This window comes from Herbidospora sp. NBRC 101105 (assembly GCF_030269205.1).
GTDB classification, from domain to species: Bacteria; Actinomycetota; Actinomycetes; order Streptosporangiales; family Streptosporangiaceae; genus Herbidospora; species Herbidospora solisilvae.
In genome coordinates, this window is the sequence record NZ_BSSX01000005.1 from 1 (window position 1) to 22016 (window position 22016).

The window sequence follows — 22016 nt, forward strand, 5'->3', positions numbered from 1 at the left end:
TGGAACTACGCGGCGACGACGGCACCGGCTGGTCCCTCGCCTGGAAGATCAACTACTGGGCGCGGATGGAAGAAGGCGCCCGCGCCCACACCCTGCTCCGCCTGCTGGTCACCACCGCCCGCCTCGCCCCCAACATGTTCGACCTGCACCCGCCCTTCCAGATCGACGGCAACTTCGGCGCCACCTCCGGCATCGCCGAAATGCTCCTCCAAAGCCACAACGGGGAGCTGCACATCCTCCCCGCGCTGCCCTCGGCCTGGCCCACCGGCAAATACCAGGGGCTGCGCGGGCGTGGTGGTTACACCGTCGGCGCGACCTGGGCCTCCGGCCGGGCGACGGAGATCCTCGTGAGGTTCGACCGGGCCGGGACCGTCCGGGTGCGTAACGCGGTCTTCACCGGCACGGTCGAAGTCACCGACAACGGCGCGGCGGTCACCTTCACCAAACCCGAATCCGACCTGGTCTCCTTCACCGGGCAGGCCGGGCGCACCTACCGGCTGACCGGCACCGGAACCCCGCAGCAGCCGACCTCGTATGTGCGGATCGTCAACGGCACCACCGGGCTGGTGCTGGACAGCGGCGGCAACGTCGCCTCCGGCTCGGTCGTCAAGCAGTGGAACTACGACGGCTCGACCAACCTGCAGTGGCAGCTCGTCGACCTGGGCGGCGGCTGGTACCGGATCGTCAACCGCACCAACGGCATGGTCATCGACAGCTGGGGCAACACCGCCAACGGCGCCAACGCCCGCCAGGCCGCCTGGACCGGCAGCAACAACCAGCAATGGCGGCTGGCCGCCGCGAGCAACGGCCGCTACCAGATCATCAACCGGGGCACCGGCACCGCCCTGGACGGCATGGGCAACGCCACCTCCGGCTCCACCGTCTGCATGTGGGCGCCGAACACCAACACCAACAACCAGTGGACCGTCGTCACGATCTGACGGAGCCCTCCGAGTTCCTCGCCGCCGCGGGTGCCACCGCGGCGGCGAGGCCGTTCACGGGACAGGTTTCGCGGTTGTTACGGGATCTTGCTCCGCGCCTCTTGTCTGAAGTGTCCAGTCACTTTACAGTTTCAGACGAAAGGTTCAGAAAATAACCAGAAAATAACTGCCACCTTCTTGACCGTATGCCCGGTTGAGGCGTTCTCGCCTCCCGTCCATCCGAAGGGTGCTTTCGTGTCCTGACCGAATCCACGCGTGTACGTGTCCCCCGATTTGTTAGCGATAACAGCTCATCTACACGCGCCGATCCCTCCAGGAGCCTCATCATCACCATCGACAGAGGTCGGTGACGCATGCCCGCACGCGAACAGAATGACGCCTCTTCACCTTGAAATGTTAGCGATAACAGTTACGTAGCTTTCCGGCGCCCGCTGTACCTCTGGAGTCCGCCATGTTCGTGTCCCCCCGCCTCCGTTCACGTCTCCCCGTCGTTCTCCTCGCCGTGCTGGCCTGCGTCGGAATGGTGGCCCCACGGGCGAGCGCCGATTCCTGGTCGCCGGCCTCGTCGTACACCTCCACCGACAGGGGCGACGGCAGCTACACCGTCCCGCTGCTGCGCTCCGACGTGCCCGACATCAGCGTGGAACGGGTCCCGGCCGCCGAGAACGACGAGGGCCGCGACATCTACTACATGATCAGCACCACGATGCACCTGAGCCCGGGTGCGCCGATCATGAAGTCGTACGACCTGGTGAACTGGGAGATCGTCAACTACGTCTTCGACCGGGCGAACATCGGGGACTCCTTCTCCCTGCGCAACGGCCAGAACAGCTACGGCCAAGGCCAGTGGGCGTCGTCGCTGCGCTACCACGACGGCATGTTCTACGTCGCCTTCAACACCAACAACCTGGGCGGCGCCTACCTCTACCGGACCGACGACATCGACGACGGGAAGTGGGAGCGCACGGCCCTCGGCCGGGGCCTGCACGACCCCTCGTTGTTCTTCGACGTCGACGGCACGGCCTACATCTTCTACGGCTCGGGCGGGACCAGCGCCGTGCGGCTGAACGACGACCTGACGGCCATCGCGCAGGACTACCCGAACATCTTCACCGCGGCCGACTACGCCGGCCGGCCCTTCATCGGCGGCCTGTTCGAGGGCGCGCAGTTCTACCACATCGACGGCTGGTACTACGCGGTGATCATCACCTGGCCGTCCGGGCAGGGCCGCCAGGTCGTCATGTTCCGCTCCCGGGACCTGCTCGGCCGTTACACCTCCGCCGGCGGCGTCAACACCTACGAGGCGCGCGGGGTGCTCAACTCCAACGGCTTCGCGCAGGGCAGCCTGGTGCCCATCTCCCGCGACGGCGGCCGGACCGACTGGTACGGCATGTTCTTCCGCGACACCTTCCCCGTCGGGCGCATCCCCGCGCTGATCCCCGCGACCTGGCAGGACGGCTGGCCGACCTTCAGCGCCGCCCAGGTGGACGGCGTGTTCGACAAGCCGATCCGGCTCACCCCGGAGCAGGAGACCTTCGAGCGGCAGAAGAGCATCGTCGCCTCCGACGACTTCGCCAACGACGCCCCGGAGCGGGAGTACATGGAGGAGGACTGGACGATCCCGGAGCCGCCCGACATCGACGAGTCGCTGATCGGCGTCGAACTGGTGCAGAATCCCGGGTTCGAGGCCGAGACGACCTCCCCGTGGGCGGCCCAGTTCGGCGCGACCCTCAGCCGGGACACCGGTGACCCCGCCGCGGGCGCGGCGGCGCTGAAGGTCGGCAACCGGACCCTCAACGGCTCCGGCCCCAACCAGTACCTCAACGGGAAGATGCAGCACGGCGTGACCTACACCGTGTCCGCGAAGATCAAGTACACCTCCGGCCCGAGCAGCGTTCGGTTCAACCTGGTGGCCGACTGGGGCTCCGGTGTCCAGGTGATGACGTTCGGGAACGTGCCGAGCGGCCAGTGGACGACGGTCTCCGGCCGCTTCACCGTGCCGGCGACGGCCAACCTGAACAACTTCAAGTTCGCGGTGGAGACGCCGTGGGCCAACCCGCAGCCCGCGTCGTCCAGCGTGGAGTACCTGATCGACGACGTATCGGTCGTCGGGTTGCCGTCCACGGCGGAGTACCCGACCGAGGCGGAGATCGCCCCCAACGGGTCGCGGCTCGACGTCGCCTGGGAGTGGAACCACGCCCCCGACAACCGCAACTGGTCGCTCACCGACCGGGACGGCTGGTTGCGGCTGACCACGGGCAAGCCCGTGACCGGCCAGTACGTCTACACCAAGCTCTCCAACCGGGCCGAGCTGGCGTGGCTGGAGGAGGCCCGCAACACCCTGACGCAGCGCACGTTCGGGCCGCGCCAGTCGGCGGAGACCCGGATGGACGTCTCCGGCATGAAGAACGGCGACGTCGCCGGCCTGGCCGCCTTCAACCGCGGCTTCTCCTACGTGGCGGTCAAGCGGGCCGGCGGCGTGAACACGCTGGGCGTGGTCAACCGAGGCCAGCCGTTCGGGGTCGACCTCGACCAGACCGCGTTGGAGGCCTTCGTCCCGGGCACGACGGTGCCGCTCGGCGACGCCACCGTGGTGTCGGTCAAGGCCGACCTCGACTTCGCCTCGCCGGTCGGCCAGTTGTGGACGACCTTCTACTACAGCCTCGACGGGCTGACCTGGACCCGGCTGGGCAACCGCGTCGGCCCGCAGACGCTCGACGGCAGCCTCGCCCACTTCATGGGCCACCGGGTCGCCCTGTTCAACTACGCGACCCAGGAGAAGGGCGGGCGGGTCGACTTCGACCACTACCTGCTCAGCGACACCCTGACCGCGCAGAACCTCCCCCTCGACACCTCCCGCCTGGACGCCGCCATCGCCCACGCCGGGACGCTGAACGAGCACCTCTACCCGGCCGACGCCTGGGCCCGCGCGCAGAAGGCGCTCACGGCGGCGAAGGCGGCCCGGGCGGGCGCGTTCGGCACCCAGAACCAGATCGACGCGCCGGAGCGGGCGCTCAGCTACGAGCTGGCCCGGCTCGGCACGCTGGAGATCGAGGACGTGACCGGCCCGGTCGTCGAGGTCTCGGGTGTGGAGGACAGCGGCGACAGCCGGGACCTGCACATCGGCTGGAAGGCCACCGACGCCCAGTCCGGCGTCGGCACGACCACCGCGACCCTCGACGGTGAGCCGGTCCAGCCCGGCCCGCTCACCCTCTACGAACTGGCCCTCGGCGAGCACGTGCTCACCGTCACGGCCGTCGACCACGCCGGGAACCAGACCGTGCAGACCGTCCGGTTCACCGTCTCCACGTCGGTCGAGGACGTCTCGGCGCTGATCGACCGGTTCGCGGCCGAGGGCAGGACCAACGCGAGCAGCGCGGTCCGCCTGCACAAGGAGCTCGACCGGATCATCGCCGCCATCGCCGAGAAGAAGGACGCCAAGAAGATCATCAAGGTGATCGAGAAGTTCAAGAGCGGGGTGAAGGACCACCGCGTCGAGGCCGACGAGATCGTCCGCACCACCCTGCTCCGCGACGCCGACGCCCTGATCGTCGGTTACGGAGGAACCCCCCGGTCCTGACCGCCGGTTCAGCAGATCTCGACGAACAAGGAGAACATGTCGTGAAATTACGCTCGCGCTTCGCCGCGATCGTGACCACCGCCGCGATGCTGGGCACGTTGTCGACCGTCACGGCCTCGCCCGTCCAGGCGGCCGGTCCCGACCTCATCGTCAACGGCGGCTTCGAGTCGGGCCTCACCGGCTGGTTCCCGAACAACGGGAACGCGACCGACACGGCCACGCTGACCCCGACGACCGACGCCTACTCCGGCTCGGCCGCCGTCGCGGTCACCCAGCGGACGACGACCGGATCGGGCCCGATGCAGGACCTGTCGGGCAAGGTGCAGGCGGGGAAGACCTACTCGGTCACCGCACGGGTCAAGTACGAGAACCCGAACAGCCCGGCCACCAAGCAGTTCTTCGTCACCATGCACTACGGCGGGGGGACGTACACCAACCTCGGCACCGTGACCACCCCGCGAGGACAGTGGGGCCTGATCCAGGGCACGTTCACCATCCCCGCCGCGCAGAGCGTGACGACCGCGCGGATCTTCGTCGAGACCCCGTGGACGCAGACGCCCTCCACCGCGCCCGACACGCACCTCATGGACTTCAAGGTCGACGACGTGACGCTCAGGGAGTTCACGCCCTCGACGACGATCGAGGTGCTCGGCAAGAACCCCGGTGAGGGCAACCCGCTCATCTCGCACAAGTTCGGGGCCGACGGCAACGCCTTCGTGCACGACGGCCGGGTCTACCTCTACATGACCAACGACACGCAGGTGTACAACCCGGGCCCGAACGGGATCTCCCCGACCAACACCTACGGCGGGATCAACACCATCACCGTCATCTCCTCCGACGACCTGGTGAACTGGGTCGACCACGGCGAGATCCCGGTCGCCGGGCCGAACGGGGTCGCGAAGTACGCGAGCCAGTCGTGGGCCCCGGCGATGGAGAGCAAGATCGTCGACGGCAAGGAGAAGTTCTTCCTCTACTTCGCCAACAACGGCGCCGCGACCGGCGTCATCGTCGGCGACTCGCCGCTCGGCCCGTGGCGGGACGAACGGGGCAGCCTCCTGATCACCGGCGCGACGCCGGGCGCGTCCAACGGCGTCAACTGGCTCTTCGACCCGGGCGTCTTCATCGACGACGACGGCCAGGCCTACCTCTACTTCGGCGGTGGCGGCGACGACGGGTCGCGCAGCTACGAGAACACCAACCACCCCAAGTCGACCCGCGTGATCAGACTCGGCGACGACATGACCAGCACCGTCGGTTCGGCGGAGGTCATCGACGGGCCGCTCATGTTCGAGGCGGGCCACGTCTTCAAGCGCGAGGGCAAGTACTACTACTCGTACTCCTCGAACTTCGGCTTCGGCGGGCCGATCGACCCGGCCGGTCCGCCGACCGGCGCGATCGCCTACATGGTGGCCGACAACCCGATGGGCCCCTGGACCGCCGACAAGTACAAGGGCGTGATCTTCCGCAACCCCGGCAACTTCTTCGGCGCGGGCGGCAACAACCACCAGTCGGTGTTCCAGCTCGGCGGGGACTACTACTTCACCTACCACGCCCAGACGCTCAACCGCCGGATCACCGGTGGCGCGACCCAGGGCTTCCGCAGCCCGCACATCGCCAAGCTGGAGTTCAACCAGGACGGCACGGTCAAGGAGGTGCTCGGCACCTACGACGGCGTCGAGAACATCCGCGACCTGGCCCCCTACCGGGTGATCGAGGCCGAGACCATCGCCTGGCAGCAGGGCATCGCCACCAAGAAGGTCGAGGGCTCCTCGGCCGAGTTCGGCGACCGGGCGCCCAACCTGGTGCTGCACGACGTCGACAACGGCGATTGGACGTCGCTCGCGTCGGTCGACTTCGGTGAGAAGGGTGCCACCGCGCTCACCGCGAAGGTCAAGCCCCTGGTCGCCGGCGGCCGGATCGACGTCCGCCTCGACGACCGCACGGCCCCGGTGGTGGCCACGATCCCCGTCGACGCGCCGCTCAACGCGTGGACGGAGCTGACCGCTGAACTCGACGGCCTCACCGGCGTGCACGACGTGTACTTCACCTACGCCGGACCGGCCGGCGCCGACCTGTTCGAGGTCGACTCGTGGGCCTTCGAGAGCAAGGCCGAGGACGAGACCGCTCCGGCGGTCGAGGTCACCGGCGCGGCCGACGGCGGCGAGTACGGCGACAGCGGCGACCTGACCCTCGGTTGGACCGCCGAGGACGCCGAGTCGGGCGTGGCCACGATCACCGCGACCCTCGACGGCCAGCCGGTCCAGCCCGGCGCGATCACCCTGTACACCCAGGCCCTGGGCGAGCACGAGCTGGTCGTCACCGCCGTCGACCACGCCGGGAACGAGACGGTGAAGACCGTCGGGTTCACGATCACCACCTCGGTCGAGGACGTCTCGGCGCTCATCGACCGCTTCGCAGCCGAGGACAAGACCAACGCCAGCAGCGCGGTCCGTCTCCACAAGGCACTCGACCGTGTCATCGCGGCCATCGCCGAGGAGAAGGACGACAAGAACGTCATCAAGGCGATCGAGAAGTTCAAGAGCGGGGTGAAGGACCACCGCGTCGAGGCCGACGAGATCGTCCGCACCACCCTGCTCCGCGACGCCGACGCCCTGATCGTCGGTTACGGGGGCACGCCCCGGACCTGACGCTCAGCAGGGTTCGACCCGGGTGCGGTGGCCCTCCAGGCGCAGTCTGAGCAGGGGGGCCACCGTGCCGCCGAAGTTGGCCCGGTCGACCGGGCCCCGGTAGTCGAGGAAGCTCACCACCCGCAGGTCGTCGAGCACCATCCAGGCGTAGGCCTGGTCGGGCTGGGCCTGCGGGTTCCCGATGACGAGCCCGGAGCCGTTCAGGGGTTCGTACGGCCCCTCCAGCGAGTCGGCGACGAAGCCGTAGAGGCCGGTCGGGGCGGCGTCCGCCGGTTCGAACGACTGGCGGTGGGTGCAGAAGAACAGGTAGTGCAGGCCGTCGTGGACCACCACGTGGGGGCGTTCCAGCTCGCGGTTGATCCCGTCGGCGACCAGCAGCGGGTGGTTCCCCGACCCGGAGTCGGTCAGGGCGACGGCCCCCATGTAGCGGTCGCCCCACGGAACCGAGGCGGCGATCAGCAGGCGTCCCCGGAACCAGGCCGGGTCGCGCCAGGCCAGGATCCGCCCGGGGCCGCCCTCGATCTGGTCGGCGGGCAGGAAGTACCGCGGGTCCGGCTTGGCGAGCTCCCGGTGGACGCCGTCGCGGGCCTCGAACACCCGCTGCGTGAAGGTGCGGCGCTCCTCGCCGCGGAACCCGCTCGCCGTGTAGAAGACCGAGATCGTGCCGTCGGCCCGCCGGATCGCGGTGCCCGACCACTCGCGGCTGCCGGGAGAGGCCCCGTCGGGGAAGACGTCGCCGAGGTCGACCCACTTGCCGTCGTCGAAGGCGAGCGAGCGGATGCGGGCCACGTCGTGGCGGTCCTCCGGATGGCCGGCCGCCGGGGCGGCCAGGCCCATCCAGAGTTCGCGGCCGTCGAAGAGGGCGGTGGCACCATCCTCTTCCTGGATCGGCCACATGTCCCACAGGTCGAAACCGGGCAGCGCCGGTTCGACGGGTCCGGTGATCAGCGGCGCGGTCGTCGCCGGGTCGTCTTCGATCAGGTCGAGGTGGCGCCTGGTCCACCGGGTGGTCGTCACGGTCATCCCTTCAACGAGCCCTGGAGGAGGGCCGTCACGAAACGGCGCTGGAAGATCAGGAACACCAGGAGTGTCGGCGTGAGGATGAGCAGCGAGCCCGCGCACAACAACGGGATGTCGGTGCCCCACTGCCCCTGGAACGCCCCGAGGGCGCCCGACATGGTGCGCTGCAACGGGTCGTCGACCAGCACGATCGCCAGCAGGAACTGGTTCCACGTCCAGAGGAACAGCAGGATCGCCAGCGACGACGTGGCCGGGGCGGCCAGCGGCACGTGCACCTTCCAGAACAGCTGCCAGGTGCTCGCGCCGTCGATGCGGGCGCTCTCCGAGAGCTCCTCGGGCATGTTCACGAAGTGGGCCCGCATCCAGAACACCGAGAACGGCATGAACAGGCCGATCAGCGGCAGGATGATCGCCCACCGCGTGTTCAGGATCCCCATGTCGCGGGCCAGGTAGTAGAGCGGGGTGACGATGCCCTCGAACGGCAGCGTCAGCCCGAGCACGAACGCCACGAACACGAACCGCCGCCCGGGGATGCGCAGGTGCCCGATGGCGAACCCGGCCATCGTGGCCACCACCAGCGAGATCGGCACCACCCCGAGGACGATCAGCACGCTCGACTTCAGCAGCTCGGTCATCCGGGCGGCGGTGAACGCGGTGGCGAAGTTGCCCCACTGCGGGTCGTCGGGCCAGTCGAGGCCGAGCGGGTAGCTGCCCGACGGGTGGAGCGCGGTGACGAAGAGGCTGACGAACGGCATCAGGGTGGCGGCCATCAGCACCAGCAGCAGCACCCGGCCGGTCCAGGCCTCACGACGAGCGGTTTTCATGATGAGCGGTCCCTGGTGAGCCACTGGATCGGCAGCGCGCACGCGATCACCAGCACGGTGAGGACCACCGCGAGGGCCGAGGCGAGGCCGACCTCCCGTTCGGAGAAGGCCAGGTAGTAGATCTCCAGGCCGGGCACCATGCTGGCGTTGCCGGGCCCGCCCTGGGTCGAGATGTAGACGATGTCGAAGCTGGCCAGCGCGGCCACGACCGTCACGGTGACGCACACCCCGATCTCCTGCCGCAGGCTGGGCAGGGTGATCGAGAAGAACTCACGGAGCGGACCGGCGCCGTCGAGCCGGGCGGCCTCGTACAGGGCCGGATCGATCTTGCTCATGCCGGCCAGCAGCAGGAGCGTGCACAGGCCCAGGAGCACCCAGGCGCCGATCACCCCGACCGCCGGCAGCGCGGTGGAGAAGTCGCCGAGCCAGGCCCGGGTGATGCCCTCCAGTCCGACGGCGGTCAGCAGCTGGTTCACCAGCCCGGTGGACGACAACAACCAGCTCCAGGTGATGCCGGCCGCGACCAGCGGGATCACCTGCGGCAGGAAGATGACCGTGCGGGCCACCAGGGCGAGGCGGCTGGCCGCGATGCGCCGGATCGTCGCCGCGATGGCCAGCCCGAGCACGACCGGGACGGCGCTGAAGAACACGATCAGCTTCAGCGCGTTGAGGATCGCGGCGAACAGGTCGGGATCGGTGAAGACCCGCAGGTAGTTCTGGACGCCGTTCCAGGTGGCCACGCCGATGCCGTCCCACGAGTAGAGGGAGTACTGCACCGTCATGACCAGCGGCTGGATCACGAACACGACGTAGAACGCGGCCGCGGGCAGCACGAACAGCCAGCCGGCCCAGTTTCTGCGCCGCTGCGCGGCCGCCTTCACGTCAGCCTCCCTTGACCTGGGACTGGTAGTCGGCCTGCACGCTCTTCAGCAGGCCGTCGGGCGTCTGCTCGCCGGCCACCAGCTTCTGCAGGTTCGGGGTCCAGCTCTTGGCGTAGATCGCGCCGGTGGCGTTGGCGATGAAGTCCATCGCGCCGTTGTCCTCGGCGATCCGCGCGCCCGCCGCGAGGGTGTTCTCGGTGACGCTGCCCGCCGCGACCGGCGGCATCGGCGCGTCGGCCGGGCCCATCGGGTGGGAGCCGCCGACCTCGACGCCGATGGTGCGCGCCTGGGTGTCGGTGGCGACCCAGTTGAGGAAGGCCGCGGCGCAGTCGGCGTTCTTGGCGTTCGCCCCGATGCCGAAGGTCAGCGGGGCCGACATCGCGGCGCGCTTGCCGCCGGCCTGGGCCGGGGGCATCAGGAAGAAGCCGATGTTCCCGGCCATCTGCTTGTCGAGGTTGCCCGACTCCCAGTCGCCGTTGAACATGAACAGGCCGTCGCCCTTGATGAAGCGGCTCATCATGGTGGCGTAGTCGACGGCGTTGACGTCCTTCCAGAAGTAGCCGGACTTGATCCACTTCTCCAGGTGCTGGGTGGCCTGGAGGTTCGACGGGGTGTCGATGGTCGCGCCGGGCTTCTGGTAGATCCACTCGTTGATCGGCGCCGGCGGCCCGTAGGAGGCCATCAGGTCCTGGAGCGGGAAGGCCAGGCCGCCGGTCGCGCCGCCGTTGAACTGGGCGATCGGGGCCAGGCCCGCCTCCTTGGCCTTGGCCAGGGCGGCGTCGAGGTCGGCGAGCGTCTCGGGCGGGGTGGTCATGCCGATCTGCTCGGCCAGCTTCTTGTTGTAGAAGACGCCCGTCATGGAGAAGTTCAGGCCCATGGCGTAGAGGGAGCCCTCGCCGCGCACGGCGCCGCCGGGGGACAGCCGCATCTGCTCCAGCTGCGAGGGGGGCCACTTGTCCCAGCCGAAGACCTTGGCGTAGTCGTCGAGGTTCTTGAGCAGGTTGTTCTTGACCAGTTCGGAGACCTGGGGCAGGCGCATCAGGTCCGGCGGGTCGTCGGCCAGCACCCGCGGCGCGTTCTGGGTGATCACCGCGAACTGGTCTTCGCGGATGTCCCAGGTGACGTTCGGGTGCTGCTTGGTGAACTCGTCGGTGAGGGCCCTCGCGATCGGGAAGCCCGTTTCGAAGTAGCCCTTCAACGTGATGGGTTCGGTGCCGCAGGTCGGCGCGGCCGACAACGCCGGCGCCGACGAGGCGGCGGCCGTCGGCTGCGCGTTGCCGCTGCCCGGCGCGGCGCACGCGGCGGCCAGGCTTCCCCCCAGGATGACCACCATCGCCACGCGGCTCCGGCGGGAGTGAACTCGACGAGACATGGTGCGTCTCCCTTTGCTAAATCGGATTAGCGATGCGATAGTCTCACCGTGCGTATCCGACCGTGTCAAGGCCCCGTAATTGGGTTGAAATATGGAGGTCTCCCCCCGTGAGCCGACGTCGGGTCACCTTGGCCGATCTGGCCGAGGCGGCCGGAGTGTCCCGTACGACCGCCTCGCTCGTGATGACGGGCAGGGGCCGTGAGCTGCGCATTTCTCACGACGTGGAGCAGAGGGTACTGCGTGCCGCCGACGAGTTGGGCTATCGCCCGAACGCGGTCTCCGTCGGGTTGCGCACCGGCACGACACGCACGATCGGCTTCGTCTCCGACACCGTCGCGACATCACACCTCGCCGGAGACATGATCAAGGGCGCCCTGGAGGCCGCCCGCGAACGCGGCGTGATGTTGTTCATCGGTGAGAGCGAGGGCGATCCCGAACTGGAGCGCGGCCTGCTGCACGCCATGCAGGACCGCCAGGTCGACGGCATCATCCTGGCCGCCATGTTCACCCGGACGATCAAGGTCCCGAAGGACATCGGCCCGGCCGTCCTGCTCAACGCGCTGCCCCGGCCGGCGTCGGGCCTGCCCTCGATCGTGCCCGACGAGATCGAGGCCGGGCGGTCGGCCGCCCGGGTGCTGCTCGACGCCGGGCACCACGACGAGGTCTATGTGATCGGGGCCGGGCCGACGCTCCAGGACGTGCCCGCCGACAGCGTCGCGGCCGTCGAGCGCCTGATCGGCATCCGGGAGACCGGGCTGAAGATCGCCGGAGCCCGGGTGTGCCCCGACTGGCAGCCCGAACACGGCCTGGCCGCGACCCGCGCGCTACTCGCCGACCACCGTCCCCGGGCGCTGATCTGCCTCAACGACCGGGTGGCGATCGGTGCCTACCAGGCGCTCGCCGAAGCCGGGCTCTCGGTGCCCGGCGACGTCTCGGTGGTGTCGTTCGACGACCATCCGATCGCCTCGTGGATGTGGCCCAAGCTGACGACCGTGGCACTGCCCCACTACGACCTGGGTCGCAAGGCCGTGGAGGTGCTGTTCGCCCAGATGGCCGGGGAGGTGGAGCCCGGCCAGGTGTTCCGGGTGCCCATGCCGGTGCGGCACCGGGAGTCGGTCGCCGCGAGGGCGTGAGACCCGGTCAGCGCCGCAGGCGCACGGGCTCGCCCGGACCGCCCCGGCGGACCAGCCAGGCCTCGGTGATGTGGGTGAACATCGCCTCGGAGGCCCCTTCGGGGTCGCCGAGGGCGATGCGCTCGTAGACCCGCCGGTGGCCGAGGTTGGAGGCCACGCACAACGCGCGTTCGGTGCGGCCCGTGTAGCGCGAGGTGTTGATCACCTGGCTCTCCAGCTGCCGCACCACCGCCCGCGCGATGCGGTTGCCGGACGCCCGCATGATCGTGTCGTGGAAGGCGCGGTCGTAGTCGGCGTAGGCGACGGGGTCGCCGACCAGTTCGTCCATGCGGTCGACGAGGGCGCGCAGGCGGTCGACGATCTCGCGGTCGGCGACGCGGGCGGCCACGTGGGCCATGTCGGACTCCAGCAGGCGCCGCGTGACGACCAGGTCGTCGAGCACGGTGATGCCGTCGTCCTGGGCGATGGTCGCACCCAGCACGAGTTCGTCGAGCATGTTCCACTCGCTGGACGGGGTGACGATGGTGCCGCTGCCCTGCCGCACCTGGACCAGCCCCTTCTCCTGCAGGACCTTCACCGCCTCCCGGACGACGGTCCGGCTGACGGAGAAGGACTCGCACAACGCCGGTTCGGGCGGCAGCGGGGTTCCGGGGGCGTGCACCCCGCGGACGATGCGGTCGACGAGCTCCCCCGTGAGCGCCTGGGCGAGGTTGGCCGGTCGTTTCGTCCAGTCCGGAGACGGCCCGGTGCCCGTGGACGCCCTCCCAGATGCCGCCATGTCCCCTCCAGCTGACCCCCACGCACGTGTGCGATGAGTCTAGACGTCATACGAATCAGGTGGTTTACAGGCGGTACACGCGCTCGGCCGTTCCGCTGAAGATCGCCTGCCGTTCCGTCTCCGACAACCCGGCCAGCAGGGTCCGCACGGTGTCGGTCCACCGGGGCAGCGACCCGGCGAGCAGGCAGACGGGCCAGTCGGAGCCGAACATCAGCCGGTCGGGACCGAACGCGTCGATCGCGACCTCCACGTAGGGCCGCAGGCCGTCGGCGTCCCAGTGCTCCCGGTCGGCCTCGGTGATGAGGCCGGAGAGCTTGGCCGTCACGTTCGGCTCGGCGGCCAGCCGCCGCAGCAGGACCGCCCACGACTCCAGCTCCCCGGCGGCGATGGCCGGTTTGGCCAGGTGGTCGAGCACGAAGCCGAGGTGGGGCAGGGCCCGCACGGTCTCGATCGCGGCCGGAAGCTGGTGGGGCGCCACCAGCAGGTCGTAGGTGAGCCCGGCCGAGGCCACGTGGCGCAGGCCCGCGCGCACGTCGTCGCGGGCGAGCCAGGCCGGGTCGGGTTCGGCCTGCACGAGGTGGCGGATGCCGCGCAGCAGCCCGCCGCCCGGGGAGGCGGCCAGTGCGGCGAGTTCCTCCGGCAGGTCGGGCCGGGTCAGGTCGGCCCAACCGACCACGGCGGCGATGGTCTCCGACCCGGCCGCCGTGAGGAGGAACTCGCGCGTCTCGTCGGCGTCGGCCAGCACCTGCACCAGGACCGACCGGCTCACCCCCGCCTCGGCGGCGGTGGCGGCGTAGTCGGCCGGGGAGAAGTCGCGCAGCAGGACCTTCATCTCGGGGGAGGTCAGCCAGTCCTGGGGACGCCGGGACAGGTCCCAGAGGTGGTGATGGGCGTCGACGACGGAGTTGCTCATGCCTGCCTCACACTGAAGTCGCTGAATCCGAACCAACCCGCGCGTGCCGTGGCCGTCAGGCCCGCGTCCTGCCGGTGGGCGCCCGTGACGTCGGCGGTCGGGCCGACCTTGATCCACGTGGTGCCGCTGCGAGAGTAGTAGCCGCTGACCTGGTCACCCGAGCGCACCAGCCGCACCCAGACCGGCGCCCCGATGTCCGGGACCGACCCGGCCGAGTCGAGCCGGCCGTCGCCGTCGGCGTCCCACCGGAAGGCCACGCCGTCGCCAGGTGTGGCGACCATGGCCGCGTGGCCGCGCGAGCAGCCGGAGAGGTCGTCGCGCAGCACGACGCCGGCCTCGGCCCGGGGGTCGGCGGGGTCGAGGTGGGTGACCCGGGCCGTGATGACGGCCGAGGGGCCGGCCACGCCGTCGCGGTAGACGACGCCGTACTCGTCGGGCGACCCGGGCTCGGCGATCATGATGGCGTACCGGGAACCGGCCTCGGCGAACCGGCTGGACACCGAGCCCTGCGACTTCAGCGACGTGAGCGGGTTCAGCGCGGTGAGCGTGAGCGACCGGACCACCTCCGCCCCGGCCAGGTCGGCCCATCCGGACACGACCGCCTTCACCACGGCCGACCCCACGGGGACGCGGGCCGACGCGGGCGCGGTGACCTTCCAGCGCTCCGTGCCGGACGCCCCGGAGTCCAGCCCGCACCGCACCGGCCGGCCGGCGCGTTCGGCCCGCCAGCCGTCGGGGACGACCAGCGCGACGGTCACCGCCGACGCGCGGCGATCACTCAGGTTCCGCACGTCCACCGTGACGACCGCCGTCTCCCCCGCGTCGAGCACGGGCGGGTCGGCCGCCAGGGACACCCCGAAAGGGGGCCGCCCCGGGTCGGGCGGGCCGCGGTGGTCGCCGGTGGGACCGGCGTCGTACATCACCCGGGCGGCCTCCACCGAGACGGTCTCCGGCGTGACGGTCACGTTGTCACGCAGGACGTCGCCCCGGCGGCCGTCGGCGATGCCGGTGACGGCCGAATTGGTGACGTGGTTGCCGGTCAAGGTCAGGTCGCCGGTGCGGTTGCCGTTGGCGATGTTGGCGTGCGCCCACGGGCCGGCGGTGTCTGCGAAGACGTTGCGGCGCACGGTCAGGTGGCGGGAGGCCTCGTCGAAGTAGACGCCGTACTGGCCGCTCCTCTCGCAGTAGTTCTCCTCCAGGACGCCGCCCGGTATCGCCGAGAGCGTGTAGAGCGCGCCGCCGCCGGCCATCGTCCGCACCACGTCGCGGACGTGGTTGCCGACGACGTGGACGTCCCGCATCGTCGTCGGGGTGTCGTAGACGGGGCGGAAGTCGTACAGGCCGCGGGCGAGGTAGTCGAGGCTGCCGCCCGGGTCGTTGGCGCCCCAGCCGTAGCCGAGGGCGATGCCCGAGTAGGGCAGCTCGGCGACGTAGTTGTGGGCGATGGTGAGCCGGGTGACGTAGCTGGCGAAGACGCCGGCGTGGTCGAGGTAGTCGACCGCCGTCGCGAAGACGCGGTTGTCGCTGATCACGATGTCGCTGTTGACCATGCGCGGGTCGGAGGGGTGGTGCGCGTCCGGGCGCACGCCGCCGACCGTGATGCCGCCTCCGGCGTTGGCGGTGAAGACGCCGCCGGTGACCGTGATCCGGCGCGCGCCCAGGCCGACGCCGGTGGCGTGCGCGTTCGCGTCGTTGCCGATGCCGAGGGCGACCGAACCGAGGTTGACGAACGTGCATCCGGCGAAGGCGACGTCCTCGGCCGCCGACACCTGGACGGCCCCCGGCACCTGGAACCAGCCGTCGCGGGAGGCCTCGAACCCCGCGCAGCCGACCGCGCACGTGGCGAACGCGTCGGCCGGGCGGTGCGGCTGCGGGCCGGCGATGAACGCGCCGGTCTGCTGGTTGGCGTATCCGTCGGAGGACGACGGGCGCAACCACGTGGTGCCGGTGAAGGTCAGGTTCTCGAACCGCAGGTTGCGGACCGGTTCGTCGTAGGTGCCGCCGACCTCCAGCAGCGACTCCAGGCGCGGCAGCTCGACCCGCGCCGTGGCCATGTCCTGCCCCGGGAGCGGCCGGTAGTACAGCGTGGCGGAGGTGGGGTCCAGGTGCCACTCGCCGGGTTCGTCCAGGAAGCTGCGGGAGTTGACCAGGAAGAACTCCGGGACGCGCATCGGCGCCTGGAGGGTGTCGTAGCCGTAGGTGTTGTTGTCCCACGCCGGTTGCCGCATGACGACGGTCGTCCCGGTGATCCGCTCGACCGGGGCGAACCGGTTGGTGAACGCCGACGTCGCCTGGAACTCGACGCGGCCCTGGTCGGGCAGGCCGGCCAGCCACGCCAGGGCCGGGTCGTCCAGGGTGAGGCCGGTGGCGGTCAGCGTGACGTGCTCGCGCGGCAGCCTGATCCGGGCCCGCCGGGCGAGCGCGCCGTCGACGTAGAGCTGGCGGCTGTCGGCGCCGGCCTCCACCCGGGCCCGGTGCACACCGGTCGCCGGGTCGTCGGGCTCCCACCCGGTGACGGCGACGGCGCCGCTGATCACGGGCTCGGCCCCGCGGGCCGCCGTCCAGATCACCGGGTGGCCGTCGCGGCCGGAGTCGGCCGCGTCCAGCCGCAGCGGCGCGGTCAGCCGGTGCACGCCGTCGAGGAGTTCCACGGTCACGTCGAGGTGCCCCTGGGCGAGGGCGGCGCGCACCCTGCGCCGCGCCTCGCCCAGGGTCGCGAGCGGCCGGCTCCGCCTGCCGGGCCCGGCGTCGTCGGCGTTCGCGGCGCCGGTGGGGGCGACGGTGACGACCACGGGTGAGAGAGACACGGCAGATCCTTTCTTCCGGTACGGACACGGCGACGTCAGTGCACGCGGGGAGCCAGCAACCGCAGTCCGGCCAGCCCGGGACGGACGGCGGGGCTGTCGTAGGCGCGGGTGAACGGGCCGCCGGTCACCGCTCTGATCGCGTCCTCGTCGAGCGTGACGCCCGCCCCCGGCGTGTCGCCGAGGATGAACGCGCCGTCCTCGATGGACACGTCGAGGTTGAGCCCGGTGGGCGGCCGGAGGTCCTGCAACTCGGTGACCAGGTGGTTCGGCACCGACGTGGCGGCGTGCAGCAGGCCGAACGGCGTGGTGCCGATCGGGCTGACCGGCAGGTCGTAGGCGTGCGCCAGCGCCGACACGCGCAGGAAGTGGGTGACCCCCCAGACCGCCGCCGTCTGCACGACGTCGACGGCCCCGGCCGTGATCAGGGGCCGGAACTGCTCCAGCCCCGTGAGGTTCTCGCCCGTGGCGACGGCGGCGCGCACACCCCGGCCCACCGCCGCCAGGCCGTCGGCGTCCCAGCGCCGGACCGGCTCCTCGATCCAGGTCAGATCGAGGGTGCGTTCCAGCTCGGCCACGTGGCGGACCGCCTGCTTGCGCGACCAGGCCTCGTTGGCGTCGAGCATCAGCCCCGGCCGGGCGCCGTTCCCGGCCTCGGTCAGCACGTCGCGGACGAGGGTCAGGCGGTCGCGGTCGCGGTCGACGTCCAGGCCGCCCTTGAGCTTGGCGGCGCGCAGGCCGCGTTCGGCGTACTCCTTGTACAGGCTGACCAGCCCGGCGTCGTCCAGGCCGATGTCCAGGCCGGAGGCGTAGGCGGGCACCCGGCGGTCGCGCCCGCCGAGCAGGCGCCACAGCGGTTCGCCGGCCGCCTTGGCCTTGATGTCCCACAGGGCCGTGTCGAGCGCCCCGATGGTGCCGAACACGGTCCCGGCGTGGCCGGCCTTGAAGGTCCGCCGCAGCATGCGGTCGTAGAGCGCCGTCACGCCGCGGGGGTCCTCCCCCTCCAGCGCGGAGAAGATCGAGTCGATCTCCACGTGCGGGCCCATGCCGACGCCGGTTATGCCCTCGTCGGTCTCGACGACGACGATCGGGACCTGGACGACCCCGTCGGCGTAGAGACCGTTGGCGTCCCCCACGGGACGGCCCCAGTCATGGACGGTGGTCAACGCGCGATACCCCGAGATGCGCATGTCAGCCCTTCGTGGAACCGGCGGTCACACCGTCGGCGATTTGACGCTGGAGGAACAGATAGACGAGCAGGACGGGCACGGCGGCGATCAGCACCCCGGCCGCGAAGGTCGGGACGTTGTCGGTGTACTGGCCGCGCAGGGAGGTGACCCCGACCATGAGGGTGCGGTGGTCGGCCGACGGCATCATCAGCAGCGCGATGAGCACGTCGTTCCAGCAGAACAGGGCGTCCAGGATGCCGACCGACAACAACGCGGGCCGGCCGATGGGCACCATGATCCGGCGGTAGACGCCGTAGACGGTGTTGCCGTCGATGCGGGCCGCGTCCACGATCTCCTTGGGGACCGACCGGTAGTAGCTGGTCATGAGGAACACGGTGAACGGCAGGAACTGGGCCACGTAGGCGAGGATCAGCCCCGGGTAGGTGTCGATGAGACCCGTGTCGGCCATGACCCGCGACAGCGGCACCATGATCACCTGGAACGGGATGAACAACGCGGCCAGGCAGCCGATGAACAGGGCCTTCGACCCTCGGAACGGCAACCTGCTCAGCGCGAACCCGGCCATCGAGCCCAGGAGCAGCAGCAGGAACACCGACGCCGCCACCACGAACAGCGAGTTGGCGAAGTAGCGCGCCATGCCGACGCTGCTCCACGCCGCGACGATGTTGTCCCAGTGGAGCGACTCGGTCAGCGAGAACCGGTCGAGCACGTACTCGCGCCGGGTCTTCATGGCCACGTTGGCCGTGAAGATGATCGGATAGATCGTGGCCAGGGCCAGGATCGCCATCGGAACGGCGACCACCCACTTGGCGAGGCGCCGCATCAGTCCTCCCGTCCTGCGCGGCGCAGCACGCTGATCTGCAGCAGGCCCACCACGAGCATGATGAGGAACAGGACCGTGGAGGCCGCCGAGGCGAGCGCGGGCCGGTTCATCTGCCCCTGCTGAATCCAGATGTAGTACTCCGGCAGGTAGGTCGACCCCTCGGGCCCGCCGCTGGTCATCACGTAGAGCAGGCCGAACATCGAGGTCAGCATGCCGATCATCGTCGTGACGAAGACGAACTGGATCGTCTGGCTCAGGCTCGGGATGATGACGTGCCAGATGCTCTGGCGCAGCGACGCGCCGTCGACGCGGGCGGCGTCGAGCAGCGAGGAGTCCAGGGTGGCGAACCCGGCCAGGAACACCACCAGGGCCATGCCGAACGTGGCCCAGATCTGCACCCCGACGACGGCGAACTTCGCCACCCCCGGGTCGCCCAGCCAGTCGACCGGACCCAGTCCGACCGCTCCGAGGAACTCGTTGAGCGGCCCGTCGAAGGCGAGCATGAGGTTGAAGATGGCCCCGACGATCACCGGCGACAACACCGCGGGGAAGAAGTACACGCTGCGGAAGAACCGGTGGCCCGGCACCTTCAGGTAGATGAACGTCGCCAGCAGGCCTGGGATCGCGACCGCGACCGGCAGGAGCAGCACCAGCAGCCCCACGTTGGCCAGCGCGGTCTGGAACAGCGGGTCGTCCAGCAGCTCCAGGTAGTTGGCGAAGCCGACCGCCGTGCCGTTGGCCTCGCCGTCTCCGGTGAAGGAGAAGTTGACGCCCAGCACGAGCGGGTAGAGCCGCAGCGCCACGATGATCAGCACCGCCGGAGCGATCAGCACATACGGCGCGAAGCGTTCGGAACGCCCTCTGCGGCGGGCCGCGCCGTGGCGGGCCCGCTCCCTCTTGTCGCCTCCCTCGACGGCCCGCCCGGAAGTTCCCGGGCGGACCATCGGTGAGGTGTTCCTCGTCGGCACCGCTCAGTTCTCCTGGTCGGAGGCGGCCAGTTCCTCCACCGCCTCGTCGACGGTGGCCGAACCGCTCAGCAGCTTCTGGGACAGCCGGCCCATCAGGTCGATGGTCTTGGAGTCCATCGCGACGTGCAGCGCCGGCTTGCCCGCCTTCAGCTGCGCCACGATCTCGCCGACGACGGGGGCGTCCTGTGGAGCGGAGATGGTGGTGTCGGACGCGATGGCGCCCGCCTCGGCGGAGAAGGACGACAGGGCGTCGGTGGTGGTCAGCGAGCGGACCAGGTCGGCCGCGGCCTTGGGGTCCTTCGTCCACTTGGCCACCGCGTAGCCGATGCCGCCGTCGTAGGGCAGGCTCGGCGTGGCCCCTTCGGTGACGACCGGGGCGAGCATGATGCCGACCTTGTCGGGGCCGATGAACTCGCCGAAGTCCTTCCAGTGGCCGATGTCGGACATCAGGCCGATGATGTGGGCGGCCTTGCCGGTGTTGAAGACCGAGAAGATGTCGGTGAACATCGCCGTGGAGTTGGCGCCCTCGTTGTTGAGCTTCTTGTCCCCGGTCTCCTTGAACATCTCGAAGATCTTCTTGACGTGGGGGGACTTCCAGTCGCGCTTGCCGGCGATCCAGTCGTCGTACTCGGCCGGCGTCAGGACGCCCGAGCCCATGGCGGAGAGCCAGAACTGCGGGCCGATGCCCTCCTTGTTGCCGAGGGCGAAGCAGGCGGCGCCGGTCGCCTTCTTGAGCTTGTCGCAGTTGGCGAGGAACTCGTCCCACGTCGTGGCGGGGGCGGTGATGCCGGCCTTCTCGTAGAGCGCCTTGTTGTAGTAGATCGGGTGGCCCTGGAGGGTCACCGGGGCGCCGTAGGTCTTGCCGTCCTTGGCGAAGGCCTCCCAGCCGGCCAGGCGCGACTTGTCCTCGGCGACGTACTCGTCGAGGGGCAGGAGCGAGTCGGCCCGGTCGCGGATCTGGCCGCCGCCGTTGAAGAGCATGACGTCGGGCCCGGTTTTGGTCTGCATCGCCGCGCCGAGCAGGGTGTAGTACTGCTCGAAGGGCTGGGGCACGAACTCGACGGTGACGTTGGGGTGCTTCTTGGCGAAGTCGGCCTTCGCCTTCTCGATGTACGACGCGGCGTAGGGCTCACCGGACTTCCAGTCCCACACCACGAGCTTGCTCGCGGCTCCGGCGGCTCCAGCGGATTCGGTCGGCGTGGACGCGGGGCGCGTCGCACTGCCGCACCCGGCAACCGTTAACGCTAACACCACAACGCCCGCGCTCAGGGTTCGCTTCATCGTTGGTTCACTCTCCCGGCGGCGGCCGGTCGGCCCGGCCGCTCATGTGAACCGGAACGTAATTCGTATGACGTCTTACGTCAATACTTATTCGGTCGCTGAGAAGATCCGTTGCTGAATCTCTCTCCGGTAGTCCTCAAGAGTGTTGTCGATGTGGGCGGCGGCGGCCTCCGCCGCGGCCTCGGCGTCGCCGATCCTGATCGCCTGGAAGATGGCCTCGTGCTCCTCGACCGCCTTGGCGGCGTGGCCCCCGATCGAGCCGCTCATCCCTATGAGGCTCGACTGCGCCTGGAGCCGTCGCGCCTCCCGGACGGCCACCTGAAGGAACATGTTGTGCGAAGCGGTCGCGATGGCCGTGTGGAAGGCGTCGTCGCCCTCGTTGAACAGGTCTCCACGGTCGGTGTCGAACCCATGCCGACAGACGCCCGCGGCCTTCTCGATCTCGTGCAGCTCCGCGGGCGTGGCCCGGCGCGCGGCCAGGCGGCTGGTCTCCATCTCCTGGGTACGCCGGAACTCGAACAACATGTAGACGTGGTCGAGGTCGGCCGGGAGGAAGAACGGCGCCCACCGGCCGGTTCCGAGCATGCCCTCGTCGTCGGCCACATAGAGGCCCCGGCCCTTGTGCGCCCGCACCCGGCCCAGGGCGGAGAGGATCTTCACCGCCTCACGGACCACCGTGCGGCTGGTGCCCAGCCGCTGCGCCAGGTCGATCTCGGTGGGCATGCGGTCACCCGGCCGCAGCCTCAGCCGGCTGATCAGCTCCAGCACCTGCTCCGCCGCCACCTCATAACCGGGCCGATAAGGGGCCGCCGCCCGTTCCACGCCGCTCGTCTGCTCTGCCACACCCCCAAGAGTAC

General features: G+C 70.0%; 16 protein-coding genes. 4 read left to right on the forward strand and 12 right to left on the reverse strand.

From position 1 onward, the window contains the following. The 3 genes from QSK34_RS20475 to QSK34_RS20485 form a co-directional block, all read left to right on the forward strand. Positions 1-941: RICIN domain-containing protein (locus QSK34_RS20475; RefSeq protein ID WP_285585864.1), on the forward strand; the 941-nt coding region annotated here is incomplete at its 5' end. A 451-nt stretch (positions 942-1392) separates the two neighbouring features. Then, the gene (locus tag QSK34_RS20480; RefSeq protein WP_285585865.1) at positions 1393-4521 is read left to right on the forward strand and encodes a family 43 glycosylhydrolase; all 3129 of its coding nucleotides are present in this window, start codon (positions 1393-1395) and stop codon (positions 4519-4521) included. A gap of 41 nt (positions 4522-4562) precedes the next feature. After that, complete coding sequence (locus QSK34_RS20485) at positions 4563-7172, forward strand: family 43 glycosylhydrolase (RefSeq protein ID WP_285585866.1); 2610 nt, start codon at positions 4563-4565, stop codon at positions 7170-7172. A 3-nt stretch (positions 7173-7175) separates the two neighbouring features. Here QSK34_RS20485 and QSK34_RS20490 read toward each other — a convergent pair whose 3' ends face one another. The 4 genes from QSK34_RS20490 to QSK34_RS20505 are packed head-to-tail and all read right to left on the reverse strand — an operon-like array spanning position 7176 to position 11269. After that, on the reverse strand, positions 7176-8189 hold the full coding sequence (locus QSK34_RS20490) for a glycoside hydrolase family 68 protein (RefSeq protein WP_285585868.1): 1014 nt from the start codon (positions 8187-8189) through the stop codon (positions 7176-7178). Positions 8190-8191: 2 nt separating this feature from the next. Further along, positions 8192-9016, reverse strand: coding sequence for a carbohydrate ABC transporter permease (locus QSK34_RS20495; protein ID WP_161479980.1), 825 nt, complete (start codon positions 9014-9016; stop codon positions 8192-8194). Further along, positions 9013-9897: a carbohydrate ABC transporter permease gene (locus tag QSK34_RS20500; protein ID WP_285585869.1), complete on the reverse strand. Its 885-nt coding sequence runs from the start codon at positions 9895-9897 to the stop codon at positions 9013-9015. Before QSK34_RS20500 ends, QSK34_RS20495 begins: the two co-directional genes overlap by 4 nt. 1 nt (position 9898) lies before the next feature. After that, entirely contained in the window at positions 9899-11269 is a 1371-nt protein-coding gene (locus QSK34_RS20505; protein WP_285585870.1) for an ABC transporter substrate-binding protein, read from the reverse strand. Between the two features lie 107 nt (positions 11270-11376). On the opposite strand from QSK34_RS20505, the gene QSK34_RS20510 reads away from it, so the two are divergent. Then, complete coding sequence (locus QSK34_RS20510; protein ID WP_285585871.1) at positions 11377-12402, forward strand: LacI family DNA-binding transcriptional regulator; 1026 nt, start codon at positions 11377-11379, stop codon at positions 12400-12402. 7 nt (positions 12403-12409) lie between these two features. Here the strand turns inward: QSK34_RS20510 and QSK34_RS20515 are convergent, their stop codons facing one another. The 8 genes from QSK34_RS20515 to QSK34_RS20550 all read right to left on the reverse strand — a co-directional run bounded on the left by QSK34_RS20515 (position 12410) and on the right by QSK34_RS20550 (position 22002). After that, positions 12410-13180 carry a FadR/GntR family transcriptional regulator gene (locus tag QSK34_RS20515; protein ID WP_285585872.1) on the reverse strand — a complete coding sequence of 257 codons (771 nt, stop codon included), beginning with the start codon at positions 13178-13180 and terminating at the stop codon, positions 12410-12412. 64 nt (positions 13181-13244) lie between these two features. Further along, on the reverse strand, positions 13245-14093 hold the full coding sequence (locus QSK34_RS20520; RefSeq protein WP_285585874.1) for an amidohydrolase family protein: 849 nt from the start codon (positions 14091-14093) through the stop codon (positions 13245-13247). Continuing rightward, positions 14090-16900 carry an NEW3 domain-containing protein gene (locus QSK34_RS20525; RefSeq protein WP_285585875.1) on the reverse strand — a complete coding sequence of 937 codons (2811 nt, stop codon included), beginning with the start codon at positions 16898-16900 and terminating at the stop codon, positions 14090-14092. The genes QSK34_RS20520 and QSK34_RS20525 overlap by 4 nt, the downstream gene beginning before the upstream one ends. 35 nt (positions 16901-16935) lie before the next feature. Continuing rightward, positions 16936-18063: a mandelate racemase/muconate lactonizing enzyme family protein gene (locus QSK34_RS20530; RefSeq protein WP_202609930.1), complete on the reverse strand. Its 1128-nt coding sequence runs from the start codon at positions 18061-18063 to the stop codon at positions 16936-16938. Between the two features lie 25 nt (positions 18064-18088). Then, a complete protein-coding gene (locus tag QSK34_RS20535) occupies positions 18089-18910 on the reverse strand; it encodes a carbohydrate ABC transporter permease (RefSeq protein ID WP_285585876.1) in 822 nt (273 codons plus the stop codon). Beyond that, on the reverse strand, positions 18910-19878 hold the full coding sequence (locus QSK34_RS20540) for a carbohydrate ABC transporter permease (protein WP_285585877.1): 969 nt from the start codon (positions 19876-19878) through the stop codon (positions 18910-18912). Before QSK34_RS20540 ends, QSK34_RS20535 begins: the two co-directional genes overlap by 1 nt. Before the next feature lie 3 nt (positions 19879-19881). Next, on the reverse strand, positions 19882-21030 hold the full coding sequence (locus QSK34_RS20545) for an ABC transporter substrate-binding protein (RefSeq protein ID WP_285585878.1): 1149 nt from the start codon (positions 21028-21030) through the stop codon (positions 19882-19884). A 216-nt stretch (positions 21031-21246) separates the two neighbouring features. Next, a complete protein-coding gene (locus QSK34_RS20550) occupies positions 21247-22002 on the reverse strand; it encodes a FadR/GntR family transcriptional regulator (RefSeq protein WP_285585879.1) in 756 nt (251 codons plus the stop codon). Positions 22003-22016: the final 14 nt, after the last annotated feature.